The 25,784-nt window shown below is 43.7% G+C and carries 24 protein-coding genes; 11 read left to right on the plus strand and 13 right to left on the minus strand.

All coding sequences use genetic code 11. The features are described from left to right. Window positions 1-126: 126 nt before the first annotated feature. The 6 genes from ABID99_RS18960 to ABID99_RS18985 all read right to left on the minus strand — a co-directional run bounded on the left by ABID99_RS18960 (window position 127) and on the right by ABID99_RS18985 (window position 11,088). Window positions 127-2,601: a TIM-barrel domain-containing protein gene (locus ABID99_RS18960; RefSeq protein WP_373614774.1), complete on the minus strand. Its 2,475-nt coding sequence runs from the start codon at window positions 2,599-2,601 to the stop codon at window positions 127-129. Window positions 2,602-2,711: 110 nt separating this feature from the next. Further along, on the minus strand, window positions 2,712-4,082 hold the full coding sequence (locus ABID99_RS18965; protein ID WP_373614775.1) for an MFS transporter: 1,371 nt from the start codon (window positions 4,080-4,082) through the stop codon (window positions 2,712-2,714). Between the two features lie 210 nt (window positions 4,083-4,292). Continuing rightward, on the minus strand, window positions 4,293-6,011 hold the full coding sequence (locus ABID99_RS18970; protein WP_373614776.1) for an alpha-amylase family glycosyl hydrolase: 1,719 nt from the start codon (window positions 6,009-6,011) through the stop codon (window positions 4,293-4,295). A gap of 95 nt (window positions 6,012-6,106) precedes the next feature. Continuing rightward, window positions 6,107-8,416, minus strand: a complete 2,310-nt coding sequence (locus ABID99_RS18975; RefSeq protein WP_373614777.1) for a glycoside hydrolase family 65 protein — start codon at window positions 8,414-8,416, stop codon at window positions 6,107-6,109. 116 nt (window positions 8,417-8,532) lie between these two features. After that, the gene (gene pgmB, locus ABID99_RS18980; RefSeq protein ID WP_373614778.1) at window positions 8,533-9,183 is read right to left on the minus strand and encodes a beta-phosphoglucomutase; all 651 of its coding nucleotides are present in this window, start codon (window positions 9,181-9,183) and stop codon (window positions 8,533-8,535) included. Between the two features lie 42 nt (window positions 9,184-9,225). After that, on the minus strand, window positions 9,226-11,088 hold the full coding sequence (locus ABID99_RS18985; RefSeq protein WP_373614779.1) for a glycoside hydrolase family 13 protein: 1,863 nt from the start codon (window positions 11,086-11,088) through the stop codon (window positions 9,226-9,228). Window positions 11,089-11,437: 349 nt separating this feature from the next. Between ABID99_RS18985 and ABID99_RS18990 the strand changes: the two genes are divergently transcribed. Both ABID99_RS18990 and ABID99_RS18995 read left to right on the plus strand, forming a co-directional pair. Beyond that, window positions 11,438-11,797, plus strand: coding sequence for a hypothetical protein (locus tag ABID99_RS18990; RefSeq protein WP_373614780.1), 360 nt, complete (start codon window positions 11,438-11,440; stop codon window positions 11,795-11,797). A gap of 127 nt (window positions 11,798-11,924) precedes the next feature. Beyond that, window positions 11,925-12,455: a ferritin gene (locus ABID99_RS18995; protein ID WP_373614781.1), complete on the plus strand. Its 531-nt coding sequence runs from the start codon at window positions 11,925-11,927 to the stop codon at window positions 12,453-12,455. Between the two features lie 231 nt (window positions 12,456-12,686). Here ABID99_RS18995 and ABID99_RS19000 read toward each other — a convergent pair whose 3' ends face one another. The 3 genes from ABID99_RS19000 to ABID99_RS19010 form a co-directional block, all read right to left on the minus strand. Further along, window positions 12,687-13,532, minus strand: a complete 846-nt coding sequence (locus tag ABID99_RS19000) for an SDR family NAD(P)-dependent oxidoreductase (protein ID WP_373614782.1) — start codon at window positions 13,530-13,532, stop codon at window positions 12,687-12,689. An 85-nt stretch (window positions 13,533-13,617) separates the two neighbouring features. After that, window positions 13,618-14,562, minus strand: coding sequence for a helix-turn-helix domain-containing protein (locus ABID99_RS19005; protein ID WP_373614783.1), 945 nt, complete (start codon window positions 14,560-14,562; stop codon window positions 13,618-13,620). Between the two features lie 104 nt (window positions 14,563-14,666). After that, on the minus strand, window positions 14,667-14,927 hold the full coding sequence (locus ABID99_RS19010; protein WP_091163031.1) for a (2Fe-2S) ferredoxin domain-containing protein: 261 nt from the start codon (window positions 14,925-14,927) through the stop codon (window positions 14,667-14,669). Between the two features lie 250 nt (window positions 14,928-15,177). On the opposite strand from ABID99_RS19010, the gene ABID99_RS19015 reads away from it, so the two are divergent. The 3 genes from ABID99_RS19015 (at window position 15,178) to ABID99_RS19025 (ending at window position 18,743) form a co-directional block, all read left to right on the plus strand. Further along, window positions 15,178-15,528: a VOC family protein gene (locus tag ABID99_RS19015; protein ID WP_090531475.1), complete on the plus strand. Its 351-nt coding sequence runs from the start codon at window positions 15,178-15,180 to the stop codon at window positions 15,526-15,528. A gap of 167 nt (window positions 15,529-15,695) precedes the next feature. After that, window positions 15,696-16,274, plus strand: coding sequence for a thermonuclease family protein (locus ABID99_RS19020; RefSeq protein WP_373614784.1), 579 nt, complete (start codon window positions 15,696-15,698; stop codon window positions 16,272-16,274). A gap of 33 nt (window positions 16,275-16,307) precedes the next feature. Beyond that, window positions 16,308-18,743 (plus strand): penicillin acylase family protein, encoded by a 2,436-nt coding sequence (locus ABID99_RS19025; protein ID WP_373614785.1) that lies wholly within the window; start codon window positions 16,308-16,310, stop codon window positions 18,741-18,743. Here ABID99_RS19025 and ABID99_RS19030 read toward each other — a convergent pair. After that, window positions 18,729-18,950, minus strand: a complete 222-nt coding sequence (locus ABID99_RS19030; RefSeq protein ID WP_373614786.1) for a hypothetical protein — start codon at window positions 18,948-18,950, stop codon at window positions 18,729-18,731. The two genes, ABID99_RS19025 and ABID99_RS19030, sit on opposite strands and share 15 nt — an antisense overlap. Here ABID99_RS19030 and ABID99_RS19035 point away from each other — a divergent pair. Continuing rightward, window positions 18,949-19,089, plus strand: coding sequence for a hypothetical protein (locus ABID99_RS19035; RefSeq protein WP_167516217.1), 141 nt, complete (start codon window positions 18,949-18,951; stop codon window positions 19,087-19,089). The two genes, ABID99_RS19030 and ABID99_RS19035, sit on opposite strands and share 2 nt — an antisense overlap. Window positions 19,090-19,142: 53 nt before the next feature. Here ABID99_RS19035 and ABID99_RS19040 read toward each other — a convergent pair whose 3' ends face one another. Continuing rightward, window positions 19,143-19,820, minus strand: coding sequence for a lipid-binding SYLF domain-containing protein (locus tag ABID99_RS19040; protein ID WP_354486722.1), 678 nt, complete (start codon window positions 19,818-19,820; stop codon window positions 19,143-19,145). Window positions 19,821-19,913: 93 nt separating this feature from the next. Beyond that, window positions 19,914-20,393, minus strand: a complete 480-nt coding sequence (locus ABID99_RS19045) for a DUF1203 domain-containing protein (RefSeq protein ID WP_373614787.1) — start codon at window positions 20,391-20,393, stop codon at window positions 19,914-19,916. A gap of 231 nt (window positions 20,394-20,624) precedes the next feature. On the opposite strand from ABID99_RS19045, the gene ABID99_RS19050 reads away from it, so the two are divergent. Together ABID99_RS19050 and ABID99_RS19055 are read left to right on the plus strand one after the other, a co-directional pair. Next, entirely contained in the window at window positions 20,625-21,611 is a 987-nt protein-coding gene (locus tag ABID99_RS19050) for an acyl transferase (RefSeq protein WP_373614788.1), read from the plus strand. 122 nt (window positions 21,612-21,733) lie between these two features. Next, window positions 21,734-22,447 (plus strand): PH domain-containing protein, encoded by a 714-nt coding sequence (locus ABID99_RS19055; RefSeq protein ID WP_354486717.1) that lies wholly within the window; start codon window positions 21,734-21,736, stop codon window positions 22,445-22,447. Window positions 22,448-22,569: 122 nt separating this feature from the next. On the opposite strand, the gene sucC is transcribed toward ABID99_RS19055, so the two are convergent. Then, the gene (gene sucC, locus ABID99_RS19060) at window positions 22,570-23,763 is read right to left on the minus strand and encodes an ADP-forming succinate--CoA ligase subunit beta (RefSeq protein ID WP_354486715.1); all 1,194 of its coding nucleotides are present in this window, start codon (window positions 23,761-23,763) and stop codon (window positions 22,570-22,572) included. 395 nt (window positions 23,764-24,158) lie between these two features. Between sucC and ABID99_RS19065 the strand changes: the two genes are divergently transcribed. The 3 genes from ABID99_RS19065 to ABID99_RS19075 are packed head-to-tail and all read left to right on the plus strand — an operon-like array spanning window position 24,159 to window position 25,730. Beyond that, window positions 24,159-24,818, plus strand: a complete 660-nt coding sequence (locus ABID99_RS19065; protein WP_090531462.1) for an ABC transporter ATP-binding protein — start codon at window positions 24,159-24,161, stop codon at window positions 24,816-24,818. A gap of 4 nt (window positions 24,819-24,822) precedes the next feature. Next, the gene (locus ABID99_RS19070) at window positions 24,823-25,122 is read left to right on the plus strand and encodes a hypothetical protein (protein ID WP_091163022.1); all 300 of its coding nucleotides are present in this window, start codon (window positions 24,823-24,825) and stop codon (window positions 25,120-25,122) included. Continuing rightward, window positions 25,122-25,730: an HAD hydrolase-like protein gene (locus tag ABID99_RS19075; RefSeq protein WP_354486713.1), complete on the plus strand. Its 609-nt coding sequence runs from the start codon at window positions 25,122-25,124 to the stop codon at window positions 25,728-25,730. The genes ABID99_RS19070 and ABID99_RS19075 overlap by 1 nt, the downstream gene beginning before the upstream one ends. Window positions 25,731-25,784 lie beyond the last annotated feature (54 nt).

Genomic DNA, 25,784 nt, shown 5'->3' on the forward strand with positions numbered 1-25,784 from the left:
CAGTAGCAATGGCGTTTTAATGAGATAGCCTTAACGTGAGCAAAGCTATAAAGGTTTTTTTTCTTGATTTACAAGGCTACAGCTACCTTTAACCTTTTGCTCTTCAGCTTTAACCTCTTCTAAATACTATCTGCTTATTTCAATATGTTTAAAGTTTTTACTGTATTTAAATTCTACCGTTTTATCATCATTTAGTTGAAATTCTTTTACCTCTTTGCCATCTACTTTTATTTTTGATGGCGTAAACGGCAAACCTATCAGGTTAAAATGATAGCCGTCATAGCGTGGGGTATACAAACCTTCCAGGCTCTGATCAATGGTTAAATTTTTGCTGCTGCCATTTACCACAAACTTTTTCTCCAGATAAATATCCTGCTCGTAAGCAAAGGTTTCGCCGTAATCTTCAAACAGGAATGAATTTACTTCATAATCGGTATAGTAAATATTCAGCTTTACTTCTTCAATCTCTTTGTGGCCAACATACTGCATTACCGGGTATTCAGGGATTACCGAACCTGCTTTAATGAATAGAGGCATGGTTTCAAGTGGGGTATCTACTGATACTTCCTGGCCGCCGTTAACAACCTCGTGAGTCCAGAAGTTGTACCATTTACCTTTAGGCAGGTATACGTTGCGTTTGATCTGGCCCGGTTCCATTACAGGGCAAACCAGGATCTTATCTCCATAAGTAAACTCATCCTGGCGGAAGTGGTTTAGCTGTGTGTCCTGCTCATGCATCACTATCGGCCTCAAAATAGGGAAACCATAGCGGTGATGCTCCCAGAAAGTGGAGTACAGGTAAGGGATAAGGCGGTAACGCAATTCGATAAACTTACGGTTGATTGCCGTGAATGGCTCCCCAAAACTCCACGGTTCACGCTCTTTGGTATCACCTGCCGAGTGTGCACGCATAAACGGCGAAAAGGTGCCCATCTGAATCCAGCGGGTAAACAGTTCGCCATCGGGCTCACCGCTAAAACCGCCAATGTCGGTACCACAAAACGGTATACCTGATATCGACAAACGCTGACACTGGATATTACCCAGCTTAAGGTGTTCCCATGAGGCCACGTTATCACCGGTCCACACCGATGAAAAGCGTTGTACACCTGAATAACCTGCCCTTGTAATAGTAAAAGGGCGTTTGTTTTTCATGATCTTGCGCAAGCCTTCGTAGGTTGAGCGTACCATCTGCATGCCATAAATATTATGCGCCTTGCGGTGTGATCCACGGTAACCATCATACTGGTGACGCACATCATCAGGGAAGGTACCGGCACCGAATACAGCGGGCTCATTCATATCGTTCCAAACACCGGCAACGCCCATTTGAACCAATTCGTCAAACAAACCGCCCCACCATTCGCGCACTTCAGGATTGGTAAAATCTGGAAACTGGCAACGGCCCGGCCATACGTGCCCCTCCATAAAGTAATCATCGCTTCGGCGGCAGAAATATCGCTTCTCCTTACCCTCTCTGAATACCTCGTAGTTGTCATCCACACGGATCCCCGGATCAATAATTACCACCGTTTTAAAGCCATCAGCCGCAAGCTCGCTGATCATTTTTTTAGGATCGGGGAAATACTTACGGTTCCAGGTAAAGCAGCGGTAACCATCCATATAATCGATATCCAGATAGATGCCATCACATGGGATCTGGTTTTCGCGGAAACCTTTAGCTATCTTCCTAACCTTGGCCTCCGGATAATAGCTCCAGCGGCATTGATGGTAACCCAATGCCCAAAGCGGCGGCATGGGGTGTGTACCGGTTAGGGTATGGTAGCTTTTTACCACGTCCATCATGTGCGGCCCGTGGATATAGTAATATTGCAGTTCGCCGCCATCAGCCCAAAAACTTGTTTTAGTCCTGTCTTCGGCGCCAAAGTCAAATTGCGCTTTAAATGTATTATCAAAAAAGATACCGTGTGCTATACCCTCGTTTACGCTGATATAAAAAGGGATACTGCGGTACAAAGGGTCCTGGTTCCACTGAAACGAGTAGGCATCAGTGTTCCAGTTTTTTAGCCTTTTGCCACGCAGGTTAAATTCGGTTGGTTTATCGCCTAAGCCAAAGAAGCTTTCGTCGGGTGCGCAGGTTTTGGTGCAAAACACATAATAACCGCCCGCCTGCACGTTCTCTTCCCAATGCATTGGCACAGCATCGATGCTGGTTACATGGTTACTGCTATCTGAAAAAGAGATAAAGAAATCCTTTTTGCGGATATGGCAGTTCACTTTATAAGTAGATACCCGAAATTCATTATCATCTTCATGCAGAGTAAAACCTGCCGCCTTGGTTGGCAGCTTAGGCACCCCGTATGAAAAATCGTCTAAAAAAACGCTATGCGGCGCAAGCCTCACACGGATAATCTCGTCGGTAACAACTATTACTTCAACTTTAGCATCGCCATCAGTAAAGTAGAACTTATTCCCCACCTGATCGGCATGATTAGGTACACCGAGATACTTTTTTACAACCGGCTTAATACCATCGGCAGGGTTATTAAGATGGTGAAATTCCTCTTCTTCTTCAAGTAAGTTTTCTGCTTCAATTAACTTACTGGTTATCAACTCCGGATTTGGGGTATTACTTTCCATTCAAACAAATTAGTGGCTTCTGCAAAGATGTATAAAGTGTACTTACTACGCAATATACAATAATTGAATTAACGAAAAACCATTAACCGTGCCAAATCCTTAATTTTTATTCAATTTGCAGCTTCAATTATTTGAATTTTCTTACCATCCTGAACAAAAAGAACAGCTATCGCCCCCAGGAACATAAAAATACCGGCCATTACCAAAGCATAAATGGCATGCCCGCTGTATGCATACTTCACTATCGGACCACCAATAATGCCATTAACTATTTGCGGAAAAGTAATAAAGAAATTAAAAATACCCATGTATACGCCTATCTTTTTGGCTGGTATTGAGCTCGATAGAATAGCATAAGGCATAGCAAGGATACTACCCCAGGCTAAACCAACCCCGATCATTGACAAGATCAGCAAACGGGGATCAGGAATAAAGAATACTGAGATTAACCCTAAACCGCCCATAGTTAATGAAAACGCATGTGCTTTTTTTCGGCTCAGTTTTTTAACTATGCGGGGCAATAGCAAAGCATACACTGCCGATACTAAATTATATACACCAAACAATACATTTACCCAGTTGGCAGCATCATTATAGGCCGCAGAGGACGTATCCCCCGCCGGGATGTGGTAAACGTGGTCAACAACTGCCGGGGTAGTAAATACCCACATAGAGAAAAGTGCAAACCAGGAGAAAAACTGTACCAACCCTAATTGCTTCATAGTTTTGGGCATGTTGACCAGGTCGGAGAAGATCTCCAACAAACCGCCCTTATGCCCAGATACCGTTTCGTCCTTCTCATGAAAGGTTGCATAAACTTCGGGGGGGTATTCTTTTGTGCGGACCACAGTCCACAAAATAGCGCCTATTAAAACCGCGGCACCAATGTAAAATGAATACAGCACATTATTAGGCACAATGCCCTGATTGGCTGTTTTGGCTATTCCAAACCATTCGGCAAAAACATAAGGTAACCATGAACCAATTACAGCGCCTACACCTATCAAACAGGTTTGCATGGAAAAACCGGTTGTATGCTGACTATCGGGCAGGTTATCGGCTACCAAAGCTCTGAATGGTTCCATAGCTACGTTGAATGAAGCATCCATGATCATCAGCATGCCCGCGCCTACTACTATCGGCGGGATCAGCCCTGCCAACATAGATGAGTTGGGCATAAAAAACAATGCCAAACCCGATAAAATAGCGCCTGTTAAAAAATACGGGCGGCGCCGACCGAGACGGTTCCAGGTCCTGTCGCTGTAATGACCAATGATGGGCTGAACAACCATCCCTGTAATAGGCGCGGCCAGCCAAAACCACGACAGATGCTCCACATCGGCACCAAAGGTTTGGAGGATGCGGCTGGCGTTACCCGTTTGTAAGGCAAAACCAAACTGGATGCCCAAAAAGCCGAAGCTCATGTTAAAGATCTGCCAAAAGCTTAACCGTGGCTTTTGCGCGATGGTTGGTTTACTCATAATTGGTTTTATAATGTCAGAATCAAAATTCACAGATTTTTTTGGATTTTCAGAATATCAGGGTGTCATGCTGAGCCTGTCGAAGCATGGCGGCGAAGGCCTCTGCGCGCGACCCTTCGACAAGTTCAGGGTGACAGGCCCGCACGGAACACTATGACCTTTCACAACATGACAAGCATTCTGTCAATTCTAAAATTCTGTAAATTCTGATCAAAACTCCAGCAACAATCCGCCCATGGCTGGCAGGCTTACTTCAACACCATTACGTATATCATCGGTATTGAATTTAGCGCCGCTTAGCAGATCGGTGAATTGTTTATGGCCGCTTTGATTTAATTTTGTTAACAGGTCTTCCGGAAGCTTTACGGTTAGTTTACGCTCACTCCGGTTAAAATTGGTTATTACTAATATACGTTGATTGTTGGTATAGCGGGCGTAGATATACAAACGGGTATCAAAGCCCGGCTGATGTTCATTAGCTATCATCAGCTCATAGAAAGCGCCCGATTTAAGAGCTGCACTATTGTGCACTGCAGTAAGCAGGTTGTGGTAAAAGCCACGAAGCTTTTGTTGATCTGCCGATAATTTCGCGCCATCGTACTTATGGTTATTAACCCATTTTTGATGCTGCGGAACACCCCAGTAATCAAATATGGAAGTGCGGCCGTCATTACCGCTAAAGCCTTCGTTGCCTATAGCAGGTTCGCCTACTTCCTGGCCAAAGTAAACCATCACCGGGCCGGTATTTAAAGTGGCTGTTACGATCATGCCGGGAACGGCCAGCCAAGGGTTACCCGCAAAATCATTTGAAGCAATGCGCTGCTCATCGTGGTTTTCCATAAACCGGAGCATGTGCTCGTCGATGCCTTTGCTATCATGGTTCCAAACAGCATTGATTTCCCAGGTTGATGAGTTATGCTCATCGCGGGTAAGGCGTTTGATGGCATCGTACAGGCCTACCTTATCGTACAGGTAATCAAACTTGCCTTTATAAATATAATCGTTATATTTTCCTTTATCGTAAGCTTCACCAATGAATACCAAACCAGGATGTTCGGCTTTTAGTTTGGGGATCACCCATCCCCAAAATTCAATCGGCACCATCTCCACCATATCGCAGCGGAAACCGTCGACGCCTTTTTCGCTCCAGTAATGCAGGATATCATAAACCTTATTCCAAAGCGGCGGGATTGGATCAAAATGGCCGCGGCGATGATCCACGTAGTCAACGCCGTAGTTCAGCTTCATGGTCTCGAACCAATCGTTGATTGATGGTGCAGCACTGAATACATCATTACCGGTTGCCTTAGCAGGATTTTCATCAAATTTTCCATCCTTCAGCGGGCTTTTAAACTCATCGCCTCCGGGATTATAGCCTGACGGCACAACAAAAGGCTGACCGGGCATATAGTAAAAATCATTGGTTGGGCTAAAAGCTTTGCTCTTATCATCGTCCTGGCCAAAATCACGTACACCGGCAGGCTTAACGTCCGAACCATAGGTACGGGCTACGTGGTTAGGTACCAGGTCCATCAGTACCTTTAAGCCGTTGTTATGGCTACGCTTGATCAGTGCCTCATACTCGCCGATACGGTTTTTAACATCAACAGCCAGGTCGGGATCGATATCGTAATAGTCTTTAATAGCATAAGGTGAACCTGCCCTGCCCTTTACAATATCCGGATCATCGGCTTTAATACCATATTGCGAATAATCAGTCATGGTTGCATGCTCAATTACCCCGGTATACCAAACATAGGTAAAGCCCATTTTTTTAATTTCCTGAAGGGCCTTATCATTGATATCGTTCAACTTGCCTATACCGTTTTCCTCAATAGATCCATTGGTTTTATTAAATGTGTTGGTATTGCCAAACAGGCGGGGCAATAACTGGTATATGATGAGCTTATGGTTGGTAGTTTGTTCCATGCGTTTTTTTGTATGATGTGGTTTTACCTGTGCCAACGTAATAACGGGCAACATTGTTGCAGCAATAAAACACGTAAATACCTTATTGCCTTTCATTACGCTTCAACCAGGAGTTCATCATTGGCTTTCACCGATTGCTCTTTTCCGTAAACCAATACCGTAGTTTCAACATCCGAGGCATTTTTGATCTGCACACCTTCTTTGCTCACTTTAATATTCAGCAAGGCACCGCGGAAACCAATATGGAACGAAAATGACGACCATTTTTCGGGAATGAATGGCTGAAATACCAGCTTTCCATCTCTTACACGCATCCCGCCAAAGCCTTCAACAACAGCCATCCAGGTGCCGGCCATAGAAGTGATATGGCAGCCATCTTCAGTATCGTTGTTGTAATCATCCAGGTCTAAGCGAGCCGTGCGCAGGTAAAACTCATAAGCACGGGCTTCATCGCCGAGCTTGGCAGCCAAAATAGCGTGCACGCATGGTGATAACGATGATTCATGCACCGTACGCGGCTCATAAAAATCAAAGTTGCGGCGAATGGTATCTATATCGTACTGATCTTCAAAAAAGTAAATTCCCTGCAATACGTCGGCTTGTTTAATGTAGCATGAACGCAGGATTCTGTCCCAGCTCCATTTTTGATTGATAGGACGCTCTGAGGCCGGCAGGTCTTTTACCAGGATCTGCTCTTTATCCAGGTAGCCGTCCTGTTGTAAAAACACCTGGCGTTTCTCGTCATACGGATAATACATCTTTTGGATGATATCCCTGAAACGGCCAAATTCGGTTTCCTCATTCAGGCTTACCTTGCTCACCAATACGGCGTATTTTTCCGGATCAGCTGCTTTTATTTTATCAGCAACATCAACGGTATATTGCATACACCACGTAGCAATAGTACTGGTGTACCAGTTATTGTTTACGTTGTTCTCGTATTCGTTTGGCCCGGTTACACCCAGCATTACATATTGCTGTCTATCCTCCGACCAGTTAACCCTTTGCGACCAAAACCTGGCTATACCCAACAATACTTCAAAACCGTAATCGCCTAAATAGGCTTCATCGCCGGTATAACGCACGTAGTTATAAATAGCAAACGCAATAGCCCCATTACGGTGGATCTCCTCAAAAGTGATCTCCCATTCGTTATGGCATTCGGTACCATCCATCGTAACCATTGGATATAGGGCAGCGCCATTTTTAAATCCTAATAATTGCGCGTTTTCAATTGCTTTACCCAATTGTTTATAGCGGTAAAGCAGCAAATTACGGGTAACCTTTTGTGGTGCAGTTGAGAGATAAAAAGGCACACAATAAGCCTCAGTATCCCAATAGGTTGAACCTCCGTATTTTTCTCCTGTAAAACCTTTGGGGCCGATATTCAGGCGATCATCTTCACCCGTGTAGGTTTGGTTAAGCTGGTAAATATTAAAACGGATAGCTTGCTGGGCAGATACATCGCCATCAATAATGATATCATTGTGTTTCCATTTTTCGGCCCAGGCAGCAGCTTGTTCGGCCAGCATGGTATCAAAACCTTTAGCGCTGATCCGATCTAAAGTAGCATTCAACTGGTCAACCAGCTCTTCAGGCTTATAGTTTTGGGATGACAGGTTAGCGGCGTATTTGATAACCACAATGCTTTCACCCTGTTTTGCCTGCAAATCAATTTTAGCAGCTACATATTTTTCTTTTTCGATAGCTTCTGTAACCGGTTCAATAATTTCACCATTTTGAAGGATACTGAATCGCATCCCCGTAGCAACCTCAAAACCCGTTTTTTTGGTGCGCATTACGATGTAACCGCCGTCGGTTTGTGTGGCTTTGCTTACCTCGTCCCAAAACTTTTCATCGTAATTTGAGTCTTTGTTTACCACATCACCATCAATTGATGGCGTTAAGGTGATAGCGCCGCTAAAATTTAAAGGGGTGAACGTATATTTAATAGCACCGGTTTCATCATCGGCCATACTACAAAAGCGGATGGCCTCAACTTTTACTTCTTTACCCGATGCGGTTTTAGCATGAAAATCTCGTTTCAGGTAACCTTCCTTCATGTTCAGTTCCCGACGAAAACTGAGCACTTGGCATTTGGCAAGGTCAATCTGCTCGCCGTCAATTACAACATCGATACCAACCCAGTTAGCAGCGTTGAGTACTTTGGCAAAATATTCGGGATAACCGTTTTTCCACCAGCCTACTCGGGTTTTATCCGGGTAGTAAACCCCGGCAACGTAATTACCCAGCAAAGTATCGCCGCTGTAAGCTTCTTCAAAATTGGCACGCTGTCCCATGCGGCCGTTACCCAAACTGAATATACTTTCAGAAATTTTATTGTAATGAGCATCGAAGCCTTCTTCAATTATCTTCCACTCATCAGCTTTTATATAGTTTTTCATTGAGCCCCCTCTAAATCTCCCCCTAAAAGGGGAGACTTTTAGTTAATAGTTAATAGTTTATTATGCCTCCATGCAATTCAAAAGCCCTCTCCCTTTAGGGGAGGGTTGGGTGGGGCTTACAACTTATACAATTTATCCAGTGTCATTTCATCCAAACCTTTAATAACCAGGTTGGCGCCTTTCAATACATCGGGCGAGCCGATGCCTACCACTTTCATATCACCGGCAATGGCCGCTTCAACGCCTGCAATGGCATCTTCAAAAACCACACATTCTTCGGGCTGAACGCCCAGGGCCTGTGCACCTGCCAAAAACACTTCAGGATCGGGCTTGGCCTTGCTTACCTTGTTGCCATCAATCACAGCATCAAACATATCGGTGATACCAATTTTCTCCAATATGGTCATTGAGTTTTTACTGGCGGAACCCAGCGCGGTCTTAAGACCTACCGCACGGCAGGTTGTTAAAAACTCTTTGGCACCAGGCAGGATCTCTTCGGGTTTCATCTGGTTTACCATTTCCATATACCAGGTGTTTTTTTGAGTAGCCAACTGCTCCTGCTCGGCTTCTGTTTTGGTAATGCCGCCCCAGCCCAGGATCAATTGCAGCGAACGTACCCGGCTTACGCCCTTCAGCTGTTCGTTCTGATGTTCAGTAAAATCAAAGCCAAGCGAATTGGCCAGCCTTTTCCAGGCTTTATAATGATAAACGGCGGTATCGACTATCACACCGTCAAGGTCAAAAATACAGGCTTTTATTGTATTCATTTTTTGGTAAAACACAGGGAATTAGTCCCCTAAGATATTATTTTAATGGGTAACACCGGGTATTAATTCTAACACTAAAGTTGTCTTGCCTGGTATAGTGACTTTATCCAGACCAATCATTTCATCTTTTAGTACATTCCTCGCTTTTTTGGCATCGCCAATACGCTCAAAATACCGTGCGGTAGTAGTTTCCTGTTCCTTATCGCTGTTGTTGAACATGATCATTACCGTTTTTTGGGCATCATATCTGAAATAAACATAAATACCTTTTTCGGGTACAAACTGCATCATTTTACCGGTTTGCAGGGCAGTAGTGCCTTTGCGGTAATTAGCCAGCTTACTCACATAATTAAAAGCGTCATTTTCTTTTTTACTACGGCCTTCGGCGGTAAATTTATTTTCCTTATCGCCGGCCCAGCCACCCGGGAAGTCCTCGCGTACCAAACCATCTGGGTTCGAGTAGTTTTTCATCAGGATCTCATCGCCATAATACATTTGCGGCACGCCCCTCATGGTAAGCAGCATAGCCATAGCCGATTTGTATTTGGTAATATCCTCCCCTACCATTGATAATAAACGGCTCATATCGTGGTTATCCATAAATATGGTATTGCGGGTAGCATCCTGGTATAGAAAGTCCTGAGCCACTACCGAATACAAGCGACCAACGCCGTCTGTCCAGCCATCGTTACCATTAATAGCTTCATAAATGGCATCTTTTAAAACAGCATCGGTTACGCCGGGTAGCTGCGTATCAAAACCCCGGTTAACCGTATTACCCTGCGTAAAAAATGCCTGGTTAGCGGCAGACCATACCAGCGTTTCGCCAAATATGGAAAGCTTAGGGAACTCGGCTTTTACATCTTTCGCCCATTTGGCCATATAAACAGGTTCATTATAAGGATAAGTATCGAGCCTGAAACCGTCGATACCAGCATACTCCACCCACCAGATGTGGTTTTGGGTAAGGTAGTTTTGCACGTAAACATTATTTTGGTTTAAATCGGCCATGCGGTGGTCAAACCAGCCGTCCTGCATCAGTTTGCGGTCCATTGGCGAGGCGTGCGGATCCATCACCGCAGCATCCCTGAAGTTTGATTTGGTGTACGCTGGCCATTGGTGTACCCAGCTTTTCATCGGCATATCCTGTATCAGGTAACCTTCGGTACCTGCGTGATTGTGTACAAGGTCTTTAATAACCTTAAGCCCCATGCTGTGGCATTTTTCAACAAACTTTTTGTACAGATCGTTGGTGCCATAACGGGGATCGATCTTGTAATAATCGGTAACGGCGTAACCGTGGTACGAAGCACTTGGCTCGTCGTTCTCAATTTCGGGTGTAAGCCAGATAGCAGTTACCCCTAAATTTTTCAGGTAATCCAAATGGTTCATGATCCCCTGAAGGTCCCCCCCATGGCGGCTGAACATCGAATCGCGGTGGATGCCTCGCTCACGCAGGTTATCAAATGAGTCGTTGGCGGCATCGCCATTGCTAAACCTGTCGGGCATAATGAGATAGATCAGATCTTTATTGGTAACGCCCTGCGCCCTGCCTGCAGATCTGTCGCGTTTGTTAAGCGTATAATTATATGTAAGGTCTTTTTCACCTGCTTTCTTAAATTTTATCGGGAACGTTCCCGGAATGGCCGATGAAAAAATTTGTAGGTCGATGAATAAATAATTCGGATTTTCAACTTTATGAACTGCTTTAAGCTTTACACCGGGGTAAGTAAGCACTACATTACGGGCGGCAATGTTGTTGCCATGCACAACCAGTTGGAGGTTGGGATTGCTCATGCCAACCCACCAGGACATGGGCTCAACTCGCTCAAGTGCAGGCGTTTGTGCCTTTACACCCAAAGCAGCCAGCAAGCAGCATAAGGCGGATAGTAAGGTTTTTCTCATATAAAAAATGATAAAAGGATAATTGGTTAGGTTACAGACAAGCCCATAACCACGCTCCAAATTTATAATAAAATTTATTGCTTGTATGAAAAAAAATAACTCACACTAATTATTTCGAATTAGAGCGAATTACACGAATTTGCTTATCCATCATAATTTGTCGATCCCGAAGCATTCGTACTAATAAATTCCCATACTAATTTGGCTAATTAAATTACATTAATGCCTCTACGCAATAATTCGTGTAATTCGATTAAATTGTATTGAACATGCAAGACATTCGTGTTGAAATTATTTTCTATCTTTATTTGGATTGATTACAAATAATACCAATATTTGCAACCATTATATGATTGCGACCACCGAACTATCTTTATGGACCGACGTTTTCAGCACCAAGACAGGTGCCGTTTACCAATGCGATACAGAGCGTTGCTGGTATGTCGATTTCGCCGGTAAGGTTGCCCGGTTTGATCATCGCAATTTCTTAAAATTACGCAAAGCGGTTTATGCCATCGACATTGAGCAAAAACTGCTTAACACCACTACCGATCCCGACGTGGAGATCATTTTCATCTGCGCCTGCGATCATTGTTATGTACTTTCACTGGCTCAGATCATCAGCCTGAAAGAGCTTTTAGAAGGTACTTTTGTAATGCTGGAACTCAACCACATTATTCATGACCGCCTGCACAGTAACTCACTGTAATTTAGACTAATTATCAACACAATTTAGATTAATTTCATATTGTCTTTAAATTAAACTAATATACCTTTACCGCATTATTATTGTATATAATTTCCTGCGATAAGACATATAACATTAATTTAAGACCATGAAAGACCTACTCCGCATAAAAAGCCTGATATCATCAGATATCGAAGCACTTTTAAATCAGCAAGTTAAAAAAGAAGCATTTTCTTCATCAGCATATTTGGCCATGGCATCATGGTGCAATCGCAACGGTTATGATTTTTCGTCAGAATATTTTTTCAAACAAGCCGAAGAAGAGCGCCATCACCAGCTAAAATTTTATAAATATATCCTTGATATGGGCGGCAGTGCTGTATCACCTGAGGTAACTGGCATTAAACAGGAATACAACTCATTTCGTGAGGTGTTTGAAGACGCCCTCGACCAGGAGATCAGCGTAACCAACTCTATCAAAAACATATATGCCCGCTGTATGAAAGAGCAGGATTTTGTTACGATGGAATTCCTTAACTGGTTCCTTAAAGAACAACGCGAAGAAGAATATAAAGCCCGTCGTGCCCTCGAACTATTCGAAGTTATCGGCGAAGAAGGTACCGGCAGATGGCAGATTGACAAGCACGTTGGTCAGATAAAATATGATAGTGAGGCTTAAGCCCCACCCTGCCCTCTCCAGAAGGAGAGGTTTCCAGACGAAATGCCTTTCGATAAACGAAAGGCATTTTTTTAACATCTTATTTTAAGGAGGCCGTATCATAAATCAAATGATGCGGTCTTTTTTGTTTTGGTGGCTCTTTCCTTTTCATATGATACCTTCGGCATTACCCTGCAAAACATAAAAAAGCCGGCGAGTGCTGGCCGGCTTTTTATAAGGGTGGAAAAAAGCTTATTTTCTGAAATCGGTCGATTTGCTGATGCTCTCGAAAGCAGCCAGGTCTTTCTGAACGGCTTCGATCTTGTTTTGCGCCATACCGAATGAATCTGAACCCAGGAATAAGTGCAGCGGGCGCTCTTCCATTTCAGCCACCTTGATGAAGGCTAAAGCCGCATTTTCAGGGTCGCCGGGCTGGTTGCCGATGACTTGTTCGTTGTGGATCACTTCCAGGTCGCGGGCTTCCTTATAATCATTGATCGGGTTTGCTGCGGTGCGCAATGAGCCTTGCAGCAGGAAATTGGTCTTGAAATAGCCGGGATAAACGATGGTAGCAGTTACGCCCAGTGATTTTGCTTCAGCCGAAAGCGCTTCGGTAAAGCCGGCAACCGCGAATTTGGTGGCGTTGTATATACCCCATCCGGGGAAAGTGCCCAGGAAACCGGCTATTGAAGAGATATTAAAGAACGCACCTGATTTCTTCGCACGAAATATTGGCATTACGTTACGGATCACATTCAGTGAACCGAATACGTTCACGTCGAAGTTTTTGCGGGCTTCGTCGTCGGTCAGTTCCTCCAATGTGCCGAGCTGCCCATAACCGGCGTTATTCACAACTACGTCGATTGTGCCGAATTTGGCAACTATCGTAGTAATCGCTTCAGCTACACTGGTATTGTCGGGCAGGTTCACCTGCAGCGGAAGAAAATCATGGCCGCTGTAGCCCACCTCGGTACGTAAGGCTTCTGCATCCCTTGAAGTAGCCGCTACCTTGTAGCCTTCAGTTAACAACCGTTTTACTAAACTTAAACCTAATCCTTTTGAGGCCCCTGTAACGAACCATACTTTCTGTGTTTTCATTTTCTTGATCATTAATTGTATGGTACAAAATTGCGTAGGAAGGGCCTGAAGGGACTTATTCAAATCACAGGAATATTTGTGAGTTTCAAATATGAGTTGAAACAGCCGCATTTCTGCGGAATTCTGAAGGGGAAACAAGGGCCTTTTTTTTGAATAAGGAGGTAAAGGCGGCCTGGCCGGAGAAGCCCAACCCGTCGCTGATCTCGTTGATACCCCAGTTGGTTTGCACGAGTAAGGATTTGGCCTCATGGATCAGACGATCCTGTATGTGTTCCCGCAGGGTTTTTCCTGTCTGATTGCGAACAAGGGAATTCAGATAATTGGGGTGCACATGCAGTTGGTCTGCAAATTCAGCCGCTGTTTTAAGCCTGACGTAGGAGTCGCGTTCCTGTACCTGAAAGGATGATTCCAGTAAGGATAAGAAACGGTAGATATAGCTATAACCTTTCGGAGCCTTCGTGCGCATCAGGTTCTTGCCAGCGCGCCGGCTTTCGAGCAACAGCAACTGCAACTGTAATAAAATCGCCTGCTTTTTATCGTCGCTGTTACCGCGGTCTTCCCGGTGCATGGTTTCGAAATAACCGTTGATCGTGGCCGACTGTTCTTCGGTCAGTTGGATCACCGCCTTATCAGTCTCAAAGTTCGGGAACTGCCGGAACAACTGAAGCACATGGTCGGCTTCGAGCCCGAAGTAGTTCGGATGGATCAGGCAGAAATGTCCGCCTGTCTCTGCTGAGGTGGTTTGCCAGGACATGATCTCGTCAGGGTGGAGAAAAGCGATCTCATTCCTCCCCATTTCGTAGCGGTGAAGGCCGATGGTCAAAACTCCGGTGCCCCGGGTCATATGGAAGATCTTGTAAAATTTACGACGGTGCGGCGATATATAATCCTTAATCGGGTAATTGTCCCGGTTTTGAATGACAAAGTATTGCGAATCAACCGGGTAATGCTCTACGTTGAGTAACGGCTGCTGGTAGTTGTCCGCTGCGAACGTTTCCAATGGCATACGGGGAATCGTTGAATTTTCCATGGGACCGGTAATGTAATTTGATTCGGCGCAAAGTTAGTGAATTTTAATAGCGCTGTCCAAGCCTGACAAAGCCGGGGCTTATGATACCGCCTCTATGAGAGAGGTTACTCAATCAGATCCATCAACTTCAACACCTCTTTAGGGTGATATTCTTTCAACCAGGTATTACCGGGCTGGATACTGCACACAGGGGCATATTTACACCTGTCGGTGCATTCGGTTTCAATTACCTCCAACTCTTCGGGCCCATGATGATGTTTAATGTACGATTTTGCGATCTTGTACATGTCCTTACCGCCTCGTTTTCCGCATTTGCTGCCTACGCATACGTACAACACTTTATCAGGTATGGTAAATTTGCTCATAATGGCAATTATTAAGACTATGTTAATAATCAGCAAAGTTAATGCTTTAATGTTCCAATTTTATCTGAACCGGGATTTAATTGGATTTACAAGATTGAAAGGGCTTTATTACAGTGCCGCTGTCCAATTCGATACGCATACATCGACATGGTGCCGATGCCAATTTTTTTTAATTGTATATTTTAAAAGATAAATTTGAAATTCAATGCGGGGTTAAGCCAACCCATTAGCATTAAACAAAGCTAAGTATATGAAAGCAATTGAAATTATCTCCATCCCAGTAACCGACCAGCAGGCAGCCAAAGCGTTTTACCTAAAAATTGGTTTTGAAATATTAGTTGAAGCTAACTTTGAAAAACAAACCTGGATCCAGATGGCATTTCCGGGCTCGCCTGTTTCCATCACCCTGGTAAACTGGTTCCCGGAAATGCCTGCAGGTAGTGTACGCGGCCTTGTAATTAAAACCGACGACCTGGATAAAGATATAGCAGACCTTAAAGCCAAAGGCCTTGAAGTAGGCAATGTTGACACAACCCCATGGGGCCGCTTTGCCACTGTTAAGGATCCCGACGGAAATGCGTTGAGCCTGCATGCGAAATAATTTCAGATGCGCAAATATGCAAATTTTGAATGCGCAGATTATTTGTTAGATAAGCTCATCAAATCTATCTGCACATCTGAAATCTGCACATCTATAAATTCATCTGCATATTTGCGCATTTGAAATCTGCACATCTATAAATTCATCCAAAATCCGCACATTAATATATGACATTTAAAAAGTACTCTGCCCTACTTCTCCTCATATTACTTATAATTGCCGGTTGTAATCCCAATAATACCAAACAACCCGATGCCAGTGTTTATAAAGTTGTGAAAATAAAAGATGGTGATACTTTGGGTTTGCTTACCGGCGATAACCAGCAGATTACTGTGAGGCTTGCCGAAATTGACTGCCCTGAAAAATCGCAGGCCTTTGGACAGGCAGCTAAAAAATTCACTTCCGATCTGTGTTTTGGTAAAGAGGTGAGATTAATTGGCAACGAGCATGATCGCTATGGCCGTACTGTTGCGCAGGTAGTACTTATCGATGGCACCAATGTAAATTATGCGCTGGTAAAAAATGGCTACGCATGGCAGTATAAAGCCTATTCCAAAAACACCGAACTGGCTGCTCTGGAACAACAGGCCCGCGAAGATAAACTTGGTTTATGGCAGGATGCCAATCCTACCCCACCCTGGGATTTTCGCCGGGAAAAGAAACAACCTAAGACAGACTCACTTCAAACCCCTAAACCTAAAAAACATTATCACAAGCGTAAGCCAAGACTTGAATATGCAGCCTAAATGGTTAACTTTAGGGGCATCATCACCCAAACAATGAAGTTTACTAAAGCATTCATATCCATCTTTTTCACACTACTGCTCATCTGGGCACTGCAAGCTAAAATAAGCGTCGTTCCACCATTAGGAAAATTCCTGAGCCCGGCTGATGGTTTTTGGCAAAATGCTGAAAGCAAGCACGTTTTACCAATGCTCGACCTGAAAATCAAAGGCTTACAGGGTAAGGTTACCATTAAATTTGATGAGAATCATATCCCGCACATTTTCGCACAGAACGAGCACGACCTGTACTTTGCCCAGGGATACATGACCGCCACCGACCGTCTTTGGCAAATGGATATCCAAACCCGGCAGGCAGCAGGCAGGCTGGCTGAAGTTATTGGCCCCAAAGTATTGGATATTGACCGCTATCACCGCCGCATGGGAATGGTTTACGGCGCCGAAAAAACAATAAAGGCAATGATGGCCGATCCAGTAGTGCGCAACATGATCCTGGCGTATACCGATGGCATCAACAGTTATATCCATCAGCTAAGCCCGAGGAGTTATCCTATAGAGTTTAAACTCCTGAACTATGCCCCCGAAGACTGGAAACCTATCAACTGCGCCTTTTTGCTTAAGCTGATGTCGGAAACATTGGCCGGCGGCTCAAACGAATTTGCCATGACCAATATCCTGCGCAAATTTGGCCCGGCCGTTACAAATGATCTTTTTCCCGATTATCCTATGCACGAAGATCCCATCATCCCAACAGGGACAAAATGGGATTATTTTAAACCACTGCCCATTCCCAAACCATCTGCTAATTTTTTAGCCGGAATGGCAGATAGTACAAATACTAAGCCTCGTGTTGAAGGTATTGGCAGCAATAACTGGGCGGTAGCGGGCAGTAAAACAGCAAGCGGGTATCCTATTTTAGCTAATGACCCGCATCTTAACCTCACACTACCTTCTATCTGGTACCAGGTACAGCTTTCGGCGCCGGGTATGAATGTTTATGGTGTATCATTACCGGGTGCGCCCTGTGTCATTTTAGGTTTTAACAATAACATTAGCTGGGGTATTACCAATGTTGATGCCGACGTATTGGACTGGTACCAGGAAAAATTCAGGGATACCAAAATGGAGGAATACTGGTACAACAACAAATGGAATAAAACTACCCGCCGTGTTGAAAAAATTGAAGTACTTGGTCAAAAACCGGTTTATGATACAGTAGTTTATACGCACCATGGCCCGGTTGTGTATCAAAACAATGCTCAAAAAGCCGATGGCCCTGATTTTGTTCCGGTTGGACATTCTTTAAGGTGGATAGCGCACGAATCGTCCAACGAATTGATGGCTATGTACCTGCTTAATACAGGCAAAAACTATGACGATTACCGCAAGGCGCTTACCTTTTTCAGCGCTCCTGCTTCAAATTTTGTTTTTGCCAGTAAAGATGATATCGCCATAACGCCAAACGGTAAATATCCGCTTAAATACAAAGACCAGGGGAAATATATTTTAGATGGAACCGACCCGGCCGACGACTGGCATGGCTGGGTACCATTTGGGCAGGACCCCACCATTAAAAATCCGGCTCGTGGGTTTGTAAGCTCGGCCAATCAATCGTCAACAGATCCTTCTTATCCTTATTATATCAACTGGTCATTTGCACCCTATGAACGCGGTAAACGCATTAATGACAGACTTTCCGTTATGACCAAAGCCACCGTTGATAGTATGCGCATCCTCCAAACAGATGTATACAGTATCCGGGCACAGGACATTTTACCAACCCTGCTTAAATATATCGACCCAACTAAACTTAATGCTACACAACTTAGCGCTTATGATCAAATCAATATGTGGGACAAAAATTTCGCACCGAATTCAATAGGTGCTACTGTGTTTACTAATTGGTGGTCGCAATTGTACAATGCTGTGTGGGGGGATGATTTTGCAGATAAGACCTTACAGAAGAACTTTCCTTCAGTAGATCGTACGGAAAAACTGTTACTTAAGGAGCCGGCTTCTAAGTGGTTTGATGACATTCGCACACCGGCAAAGGAAACCGCGGTGGACATCGTTAATAAAGCTTTTGCAGCTGCAGTAAAGGAAATTACCGACAAATGTGGTAAACCCGGAGCAAACTGGCAATGGGGTAAATTTAAAACAATGGAGATAGCGAGCCTGTCACGCCAGCCGGCTTTTGGTTCGGGTAATTTTGAATCAGGAGGCACGGCATCAACAGTTAATGCCCTTCACGACGGACATGGCCCTTCATGGCGCATGGTGGTGCAAATGGGCCCCAAAGTAAAAGGTTACGGTATTTTTCCCGGCGGCGAATCAGGTAATCCCGGCAGTTTTTTCTATAACGATATGTTCAAAACCTGGAATGAGGGAAAGTTAAAAGAACTGCTTTTCATGCAATCAGTAAATGAACAGTCACCACGCATTAAATCAACTTATATATTAACCGGTAAATAATAGCACCATGTTGTTCTTCATCATACTTATACTTTCATTTGCCAGCGGATATTTTTTACCCTGGTGGATAGTTGCCGTCATATCATTTTTAACGGCCCTTTTTATTGGCACAACAGCAAAAAGTTCTTTCTGGCAAGCCTTTACAGCGGTTTTGATGGTGTGGATAGTGCTGGCTCTCTTTAAAAGCATACCCAATGACCATATCATGGCTACAAGGATAGCGCACTTATTCCATCTGCCCGGCTGGGGTTACATATTAGCTGTAACCGGCATTTTAGGAGGCTTAGTGGGTGGAATGTCAGCACTTTCGGGGCTACTGCTTAAACGGGCATTTCAAAAGCATTAAAACAAAAATACCCGGAACTTAGCCGGGTATTTTTGTTTATCAATGCATTGTTTTTAAAACGAAGCCAATGTTTCTTTTAACGTTTTAACTGCTTCGGTATTGCTGCTCGCCTGCGCAAAAATATCCTGCGAGGTAGCTTTAGCTCCATAATAAGCAGCATTTGAATCCTTATCGATGCCCAGGTTTGAGCCATTGATGGTTATCCCGGCAAACAAACCACGGCTGCGTGAGTATGAGTAAACCTCGGCCTGCAGCTTATAATCGGTACTTGCAGTCGAACTGCGGCCAACAGGGCCGGCTGCTGCAGAAATATCGCCACCGATAGTGAAATCGCCATTCTTGACTTTGGTTAATACACCTTTATGGCGGAACACCAGCACCAGATCAACGGATTGTACGCCGATTTGCAAGCCAAAGCTACCGCCTGTTAAGGTAACAAACACCGGATCACTCCATTTGCCATTACCCAGTTTCACCATGGCTACGCCCTTACCGCGTTTACCGCCAATGCCAAACCCGGCATTGATGAGTTTGGGGATGATAACAATGCCTTCGTATTCTTCCAATAGCTGATGCGGGATGCTTTCCTTCATCTTGGCAAACTCTTTCAACACATTTGACGAATTATGGATGCGTTCTGTCTGTTTGCTGTCGTCGGCCGGTTTTGCCGATATCATTACAAAAAAGAGACCTAACAAAACCGGGAGTCTCAAGAATTTTAATGTTTTCATGGGGATGGATGATTAATATTATTAATTATATATTCAATACTTAACTAACCCCCAAAACACGTACTTGTTTTTTTATTTTATGTAATAGGAACGTCAAACACGCTCAATTTTGCATATAAAACAACATGCCTGGGCATTCCTGGCATGCAAATACTCAACATTATCATTCTCGGCAAATATTTCGCTGATCAGTTCATCAACATCGGCATCACTAACAAGCCGGGTTAAAACCATTTGCTGCGCTTTGCTGTAACCTATGAGCGATAGCGGGAAACTCACTTTATTAGCCTTAATCTCCGGCGGGAAACGATAAATATCGCTGTACTCCTCCACCTCTTCAGCGTGAATAAAAATAGGTCCCGGCTGGTTATAGGCATTTTCGATTTCAAAAGGCGAATGTTTTAGCAACAGGCGTTTATCCACGTTACGTTCAAAGGGTTTAAGTGAAACCCGGCATGGCCCAAGCCCGGTAGCCAGTTGTTCAACCACTTCGCCTCCAAAATCGTCGGTCATGCTTGCCCTTATTTTTTTGGCGAATGATTTTGATAGCGGTACAATTTTAAATATGTTCATGATTATTGTTTTTTAGATAGATCAAAGGTCGCGCGATAAACAAAGCGTTTCAACCCGAAACTTGCGGAGTTTATTTGAACGAACGTTGATTTATAGGATTGAAGGGGGCACCGGATGCCAATAAATAGTTTGAAAGCAAATCCGTTAATCCCAAACATCAGTTTAATCCCGGTTCAGATAATCTGCACATCTGAAATCCGCACATCTGCACATTTCCTTATCTTTGCCTCAATGGACAAACCAGGTAAACAGGAAATATTTTCTATTAGCACCGAAGAGCAATTTAACGACGCTGCCTTGCAGGTTTTCAATTACCAGGCACAGCATAACCCGGTTTACAGGCAGTTTATTGAGGGATTAAAAATTAACATCGCATCAATTACATCTTACAGCCAGATCCCATTTTTACCTATTGAATTTTTTAAGTCACATACTATATTAAGTACCGATGCGCCCGTTGAAGTAACCTTTACCAGTTCAGGTACCACCGGGATGATCACCAGCAGCCACCGGGTTACCGATATAACCTGGTATGAGGAAAGCTTTCGGCGTGCATTCAATATTTTTTATGGTGATATCAGGGATTTTACTGTACTGGCTCTGCTCCCATCGTACCTGGAGCGCGAAGGTTCATCGCTCATTTACATGGTTAATGACCTCATTAAACAATCAAATCATCCGGATAGCGGTTTCTTTTTGTACAATCATGACGAGCTGTTTCATCAACTTAAAAAACAGCAGGATGTCGCGAAACCTACGCTTTTAATTGGCGTTACTTTCGGCCTGCTCGATTTTATTGAAAACTATCGCGTTAACTTTCCTGAGCTTGTTGTAATGGAAACCGGCGGCATGAAAGGCCGCCGTAAGGAAATGATCCGCGAGGAGCTGCATGCCATTTTGGGCAAAGGCTTTGGTGTAAAGCAGATCCACTCGGAATATGGAATGACGGAACTGCTGTCACAAGCTTACTCCAAAGGCGATGGTATTTTTAATTGCCCTCCCTGGATGAAGATCATCATCCGGGATACTAACGATCCGCTCAGTACGTTACAAACTGGTAAAACAGGCGGTATCAGCGTTATTGACCTGGCCAATATCAACTCCTGCGCGTTTATTGCCACGCAGGATTTGGGCAGGATTTACCCTGATGGCTCTTTTGAAGTATTGGGCCGGTTTGACCAGTCAGACATCCGCGGATGTAATTTGTTGATTGCTTAATACCATTTGAGAATCAAGACGTCAGGAATCACGTTTCAGGAAAACTTGATTCTTAACGCTTGATTCTTGACTCTTTAACAGGTATAATTGTTATTTTTGCGCGCATCATAAATGCTAAAAATATGATTGAGAAATTTTTAAACGAGGAACAGGACCCTAAAACAGTTGAAAAGGTTTATTCACGCCTTGTTGACCTGCTTTCTTCAGGCGAAGAGGTTATCTACATTGCCGTTCAGAAAAAGCCGCTGGTAAACCTTTTTCCTGACTGTATAGCTATTACCAACAAACGTGTATTGTTTTTTACCCCTGCCAACCTTGGGCTATCTATCAAGTTTGTCGATTTTGTTTGGAAAGATATCGTTGACGTATATACCAAGGAAGAAATTATCGGTTCCATTTTCAGCGTAAAAACCACCGGTGGCGCCGAAATGGCTGTTGATTACCTACCTAAAGTTCAGGGCCGTAAATTATACCAGTACGCCCAGGAACGTAAGGAAGTTGAGCGTGAAGCCCGCCGTCAGCGCGACCTGGAGCAAAAACGTGCCGAATCAGGCGCTATCCAGTTGGAAAACTCGCCTGCCCGCGCTTTTGTAGCACCGGCATCGCCGCAGCCCTTTTCTCAACCAAATGGCTACACAGCACCTGCCGCACCGGTAACGCCACCCGCACCAGTCGCGGCCCCTGCTCCTGTTGTACAGGAAACACCTCCGCCTGCATCACCAAAGCCCGATGAACTTACCGAAAAACTAAAAAAGCTAAAAACCCTGTTCGACAACGGTCTTATCTCGCAGGAAGAATATAATGCCAAAAAACTTGACCTTCTGAGTGACTTATAATCTTTCAGGCGGGCATGGTATCCTTATAAAAAAGGAGGCTGCATCAAATGTGATGTAGCCTCCTTTTTATCTATAGGCTGGCAACTAATCTCTAATCACCAGTCGCTAATCTCTAAAAAGAATTAAAGCGCTAAAACCTCTTTAACACGGTCTGCAGCTTCTTTCAGCAATATTGCCGAGTAAACTTTTAAACCCGAATTATCAATCAGTTCTTTTGCTTCAGCAGCGTTTGTGCCCTGTAAACGAACAATAATTGGCACCGGGATATTACCGATCTCTTTGTAAGCATCAATTACACCTTGCGCAACACGATCGCAACGAACGATACCACCGAAGATGTTGATCAGGATGGCTTTTACGTTAGGATCTGAAAGGATGATATTGAAACCTGCTTTTACAGTTTGCGCGTTGGCCGTACCGCCTACGTCAAGGAAGTTGGCAGGCTCACCGCCGGCAATTTTAATGATGTCCATAGTAGCCATAGCTAAGCCGGCGCCGTTAACCATACAACCTACGTTACCGTCAAGCTTCACATAGTTAAGGTTTGATTTGCTGGCTTCAACTTCGGTTGGATCTTCCTCATCAGTATCACGCATTGCAGCGTAATCCGGATGACGGTAAAGCGCGTTATCGTCAAGGTTTACCTTAGCGTCAACAGCTAAAATTTTATTATCAGAGGTTTTTAAAACCGGGTTAATTTCAAATTGCGATGAGTCGGTGCCTTCATAGGCTTTATATAAAGCAGCAATGAATTTGGTCATGTCTTTAAACGCTTCGCCTTCAAGGCCAAGGTTAAAGGCTATTTTACGGGTTTGGAAACCCTGTAAACCAACTTTAGGATCAATCTCTTCTTTAAATATAAGCTCGGGAGTTGAGTGTGCTACTTCCTCAATGTCCATACCGCCTTCAGTACTGTACATGATAATGTTGCGGCCACGTGCGCGGTCAAGCAATACGCTCATGTAAAACTCTTTAGTTTCACTTTCGCCCGGATAGTAAACATCCTGTGCAACTAAAACTTTCTTAACTTTTTTACCTTCAGGACCAGTTTGCGGAGTTACCAATTGCATACCTAAAATATTGCCGGTATGTTCTTCTACCTGGTCGATGTTTTTGGCAAGCTTAACGCCGCCGCCTTTACCACGGCCACCTGCGTGAATCTGTGCTTTGATCACTACCCAGCTTGAGCCCAGGTCTTCTTTCAATTTTTGGGCAGCCTCAACAGCCTGCTCAACAGTATCGGCTACAATGCCTTCCTGAACTCTAACGCCATAGCTTTTTAATATAGCTTTACCCTGATATTCGTGAATATTCATGTTTTGAAGAATTTGCGGTAAAGCTACAATTTTGTTTGAAACGGTAAACACCTTGTTTCAGTTTATTTGCCCTTATCGGGGTAATAACATTGTATTTACAAAGGATGCAAAGTACGGGAAACTTAGGTAATTGAATATTAAGCACGCTAAGGCGCAACGCCGCAAAGAAAGTGGGAGAATTTGTTTTCAGCTGAGATCCTCCTTAAATCATTTCATTCAGCTCTTTGTCAGAATCAGGATTTACAGGATTTTAAGATTAATAGAATGTTCGTCAAATCAGAAAAATCGGGTGTCAACATAATCAAAAAATCATCAACGGTAAAAACCGCTGAAATCATAAATCAATCGGTGTAATCCCAACAAAATAAATCCAGCTAATCCGTTAACTTTGCCAAATGCTTAAAGCCAGATCTATCCATAAATCATACGGACAGTTACAAATATTAAAGGGCGTTGACCTTGAGGTACAAAAGGGCGAAATCGTAACCATAGTTGGGGCTTCGGGTGCCGGAAAAAGCTCATTACTTAACATATTAGGTACCCTTGACCGGCCAGATTCGGGCACTTTAACCATTAATGATATTGAACTAAACAAACTAAATAACAAACAACTAAGCGATTTCCGGAACCGGCAGATTGGTTTTATATTCCAGTTTCATCATTTACTGGCCGAGTTCAGCGCTCTTGAAAACGTTTGCATCCCGGCCTTTATAGCAGGAAAATCAAAATCTGAAGCAGAAAAAAAAGCGGCCGGGTTGCTTGACCTGTTGGGGTTGAAAGACAGGTTGCACCATAAACCTAACCAGCTATCTGGCGGCGAGCAACAACGGGTAGCTGTGGCACGTGCGTTAATCAACAATCCGGCACTTATTTTTGCCGATGAACCTTCAGGCAACCTTGATTCGGTAAACGCGCTCGAGCTTCATGAATTATTTATTAAGTTGAAGAATGATTTCAGGCAAACCTTTGTAATTGTTACTCATAATGAAGATCTTGCAAACCTGTCAGACCGCACAGTTACAATGAGGGATGGTTTAATTGTTAACGGTCAATAACCATATGAGCATTTTAATTACCGCCGCCACATCGGCACAAGCTTACCAGCTCAAAAACAAACTGGAAGGAAAAAATATTATTTTGGGTGATCATATGGACCTGCCTGATTTTATGATAAAAACCGGCAAAATGATATTGTTGCCCAATCCAGCTTCGGCAAGTTATACACATGAAATGCTAACGCTTTGCCTGGATAAAAGCATCGATTCGGTTTATTTATTAAGGCCTGATGAAACAATACTCTTGCTAAAGGCCGAAACCCTTTTTAATGAATACGATATAAACCTACACGTAATTGCTTAATGGACTATAAGGATATTGATAAACGTAAAACAGCTTTTATTTTTGAGTTAGATGATGTGCTTTATCCGGCAAAGGATTATTACTTTCAGGCTTATTACCTGTTTGCAAACATGCTTGAATATATTGAGCTGATAGATGCAAAGGCCGCAACCAAAGTATTAACTGATACGTATATAGCTGAAGGAAAGGATACCGCATTTAACCGTTTGACGGAGCAGTTCCCGGTGGCCGAACAATACCGCGATAAATTTGAAAACCTGCTTTTAACTGCCAAATTACCGCTAAAACTGCTTTTATATCAAAATATACTTACCTTAATGCAGGATATTGTGGTCGACCGCAAAAAATTGTTTATTGTAACTAACGGCAATGTTCAGGAACAGGTAAATAAAATTAAACAAACCGAATGGCACGGGCTGGAAAAATATCTCCGCTGCTATTTTACCGAAGAAACCGTACCAAAACCCGAACCAGATGTAATTAACCTGCTTATTCAGGAACATGGCCTCCAGCGTAAAGAAATAGTGATGATTGAAAATTCGGAAACAGACAAGCTTTGTGCCGAAGCCAGCGGCATTGACTGTATCAGTGTTGAAGACTTTTTATAGTATTACCTATAACATACTTACTAACAAGGCGTTTTAATACTTAAACTCAAGTGT

This window comes from Mucilaginibacter sp. OAE612, assembly GCF_041806395.1.
GTDB lineage: Bacteria > Bacteroidota > Bacteroidia > Sphingobacteriales > Sphingobacteriaceae > Mucilaginibacter > Mucilaginibacter rubeus.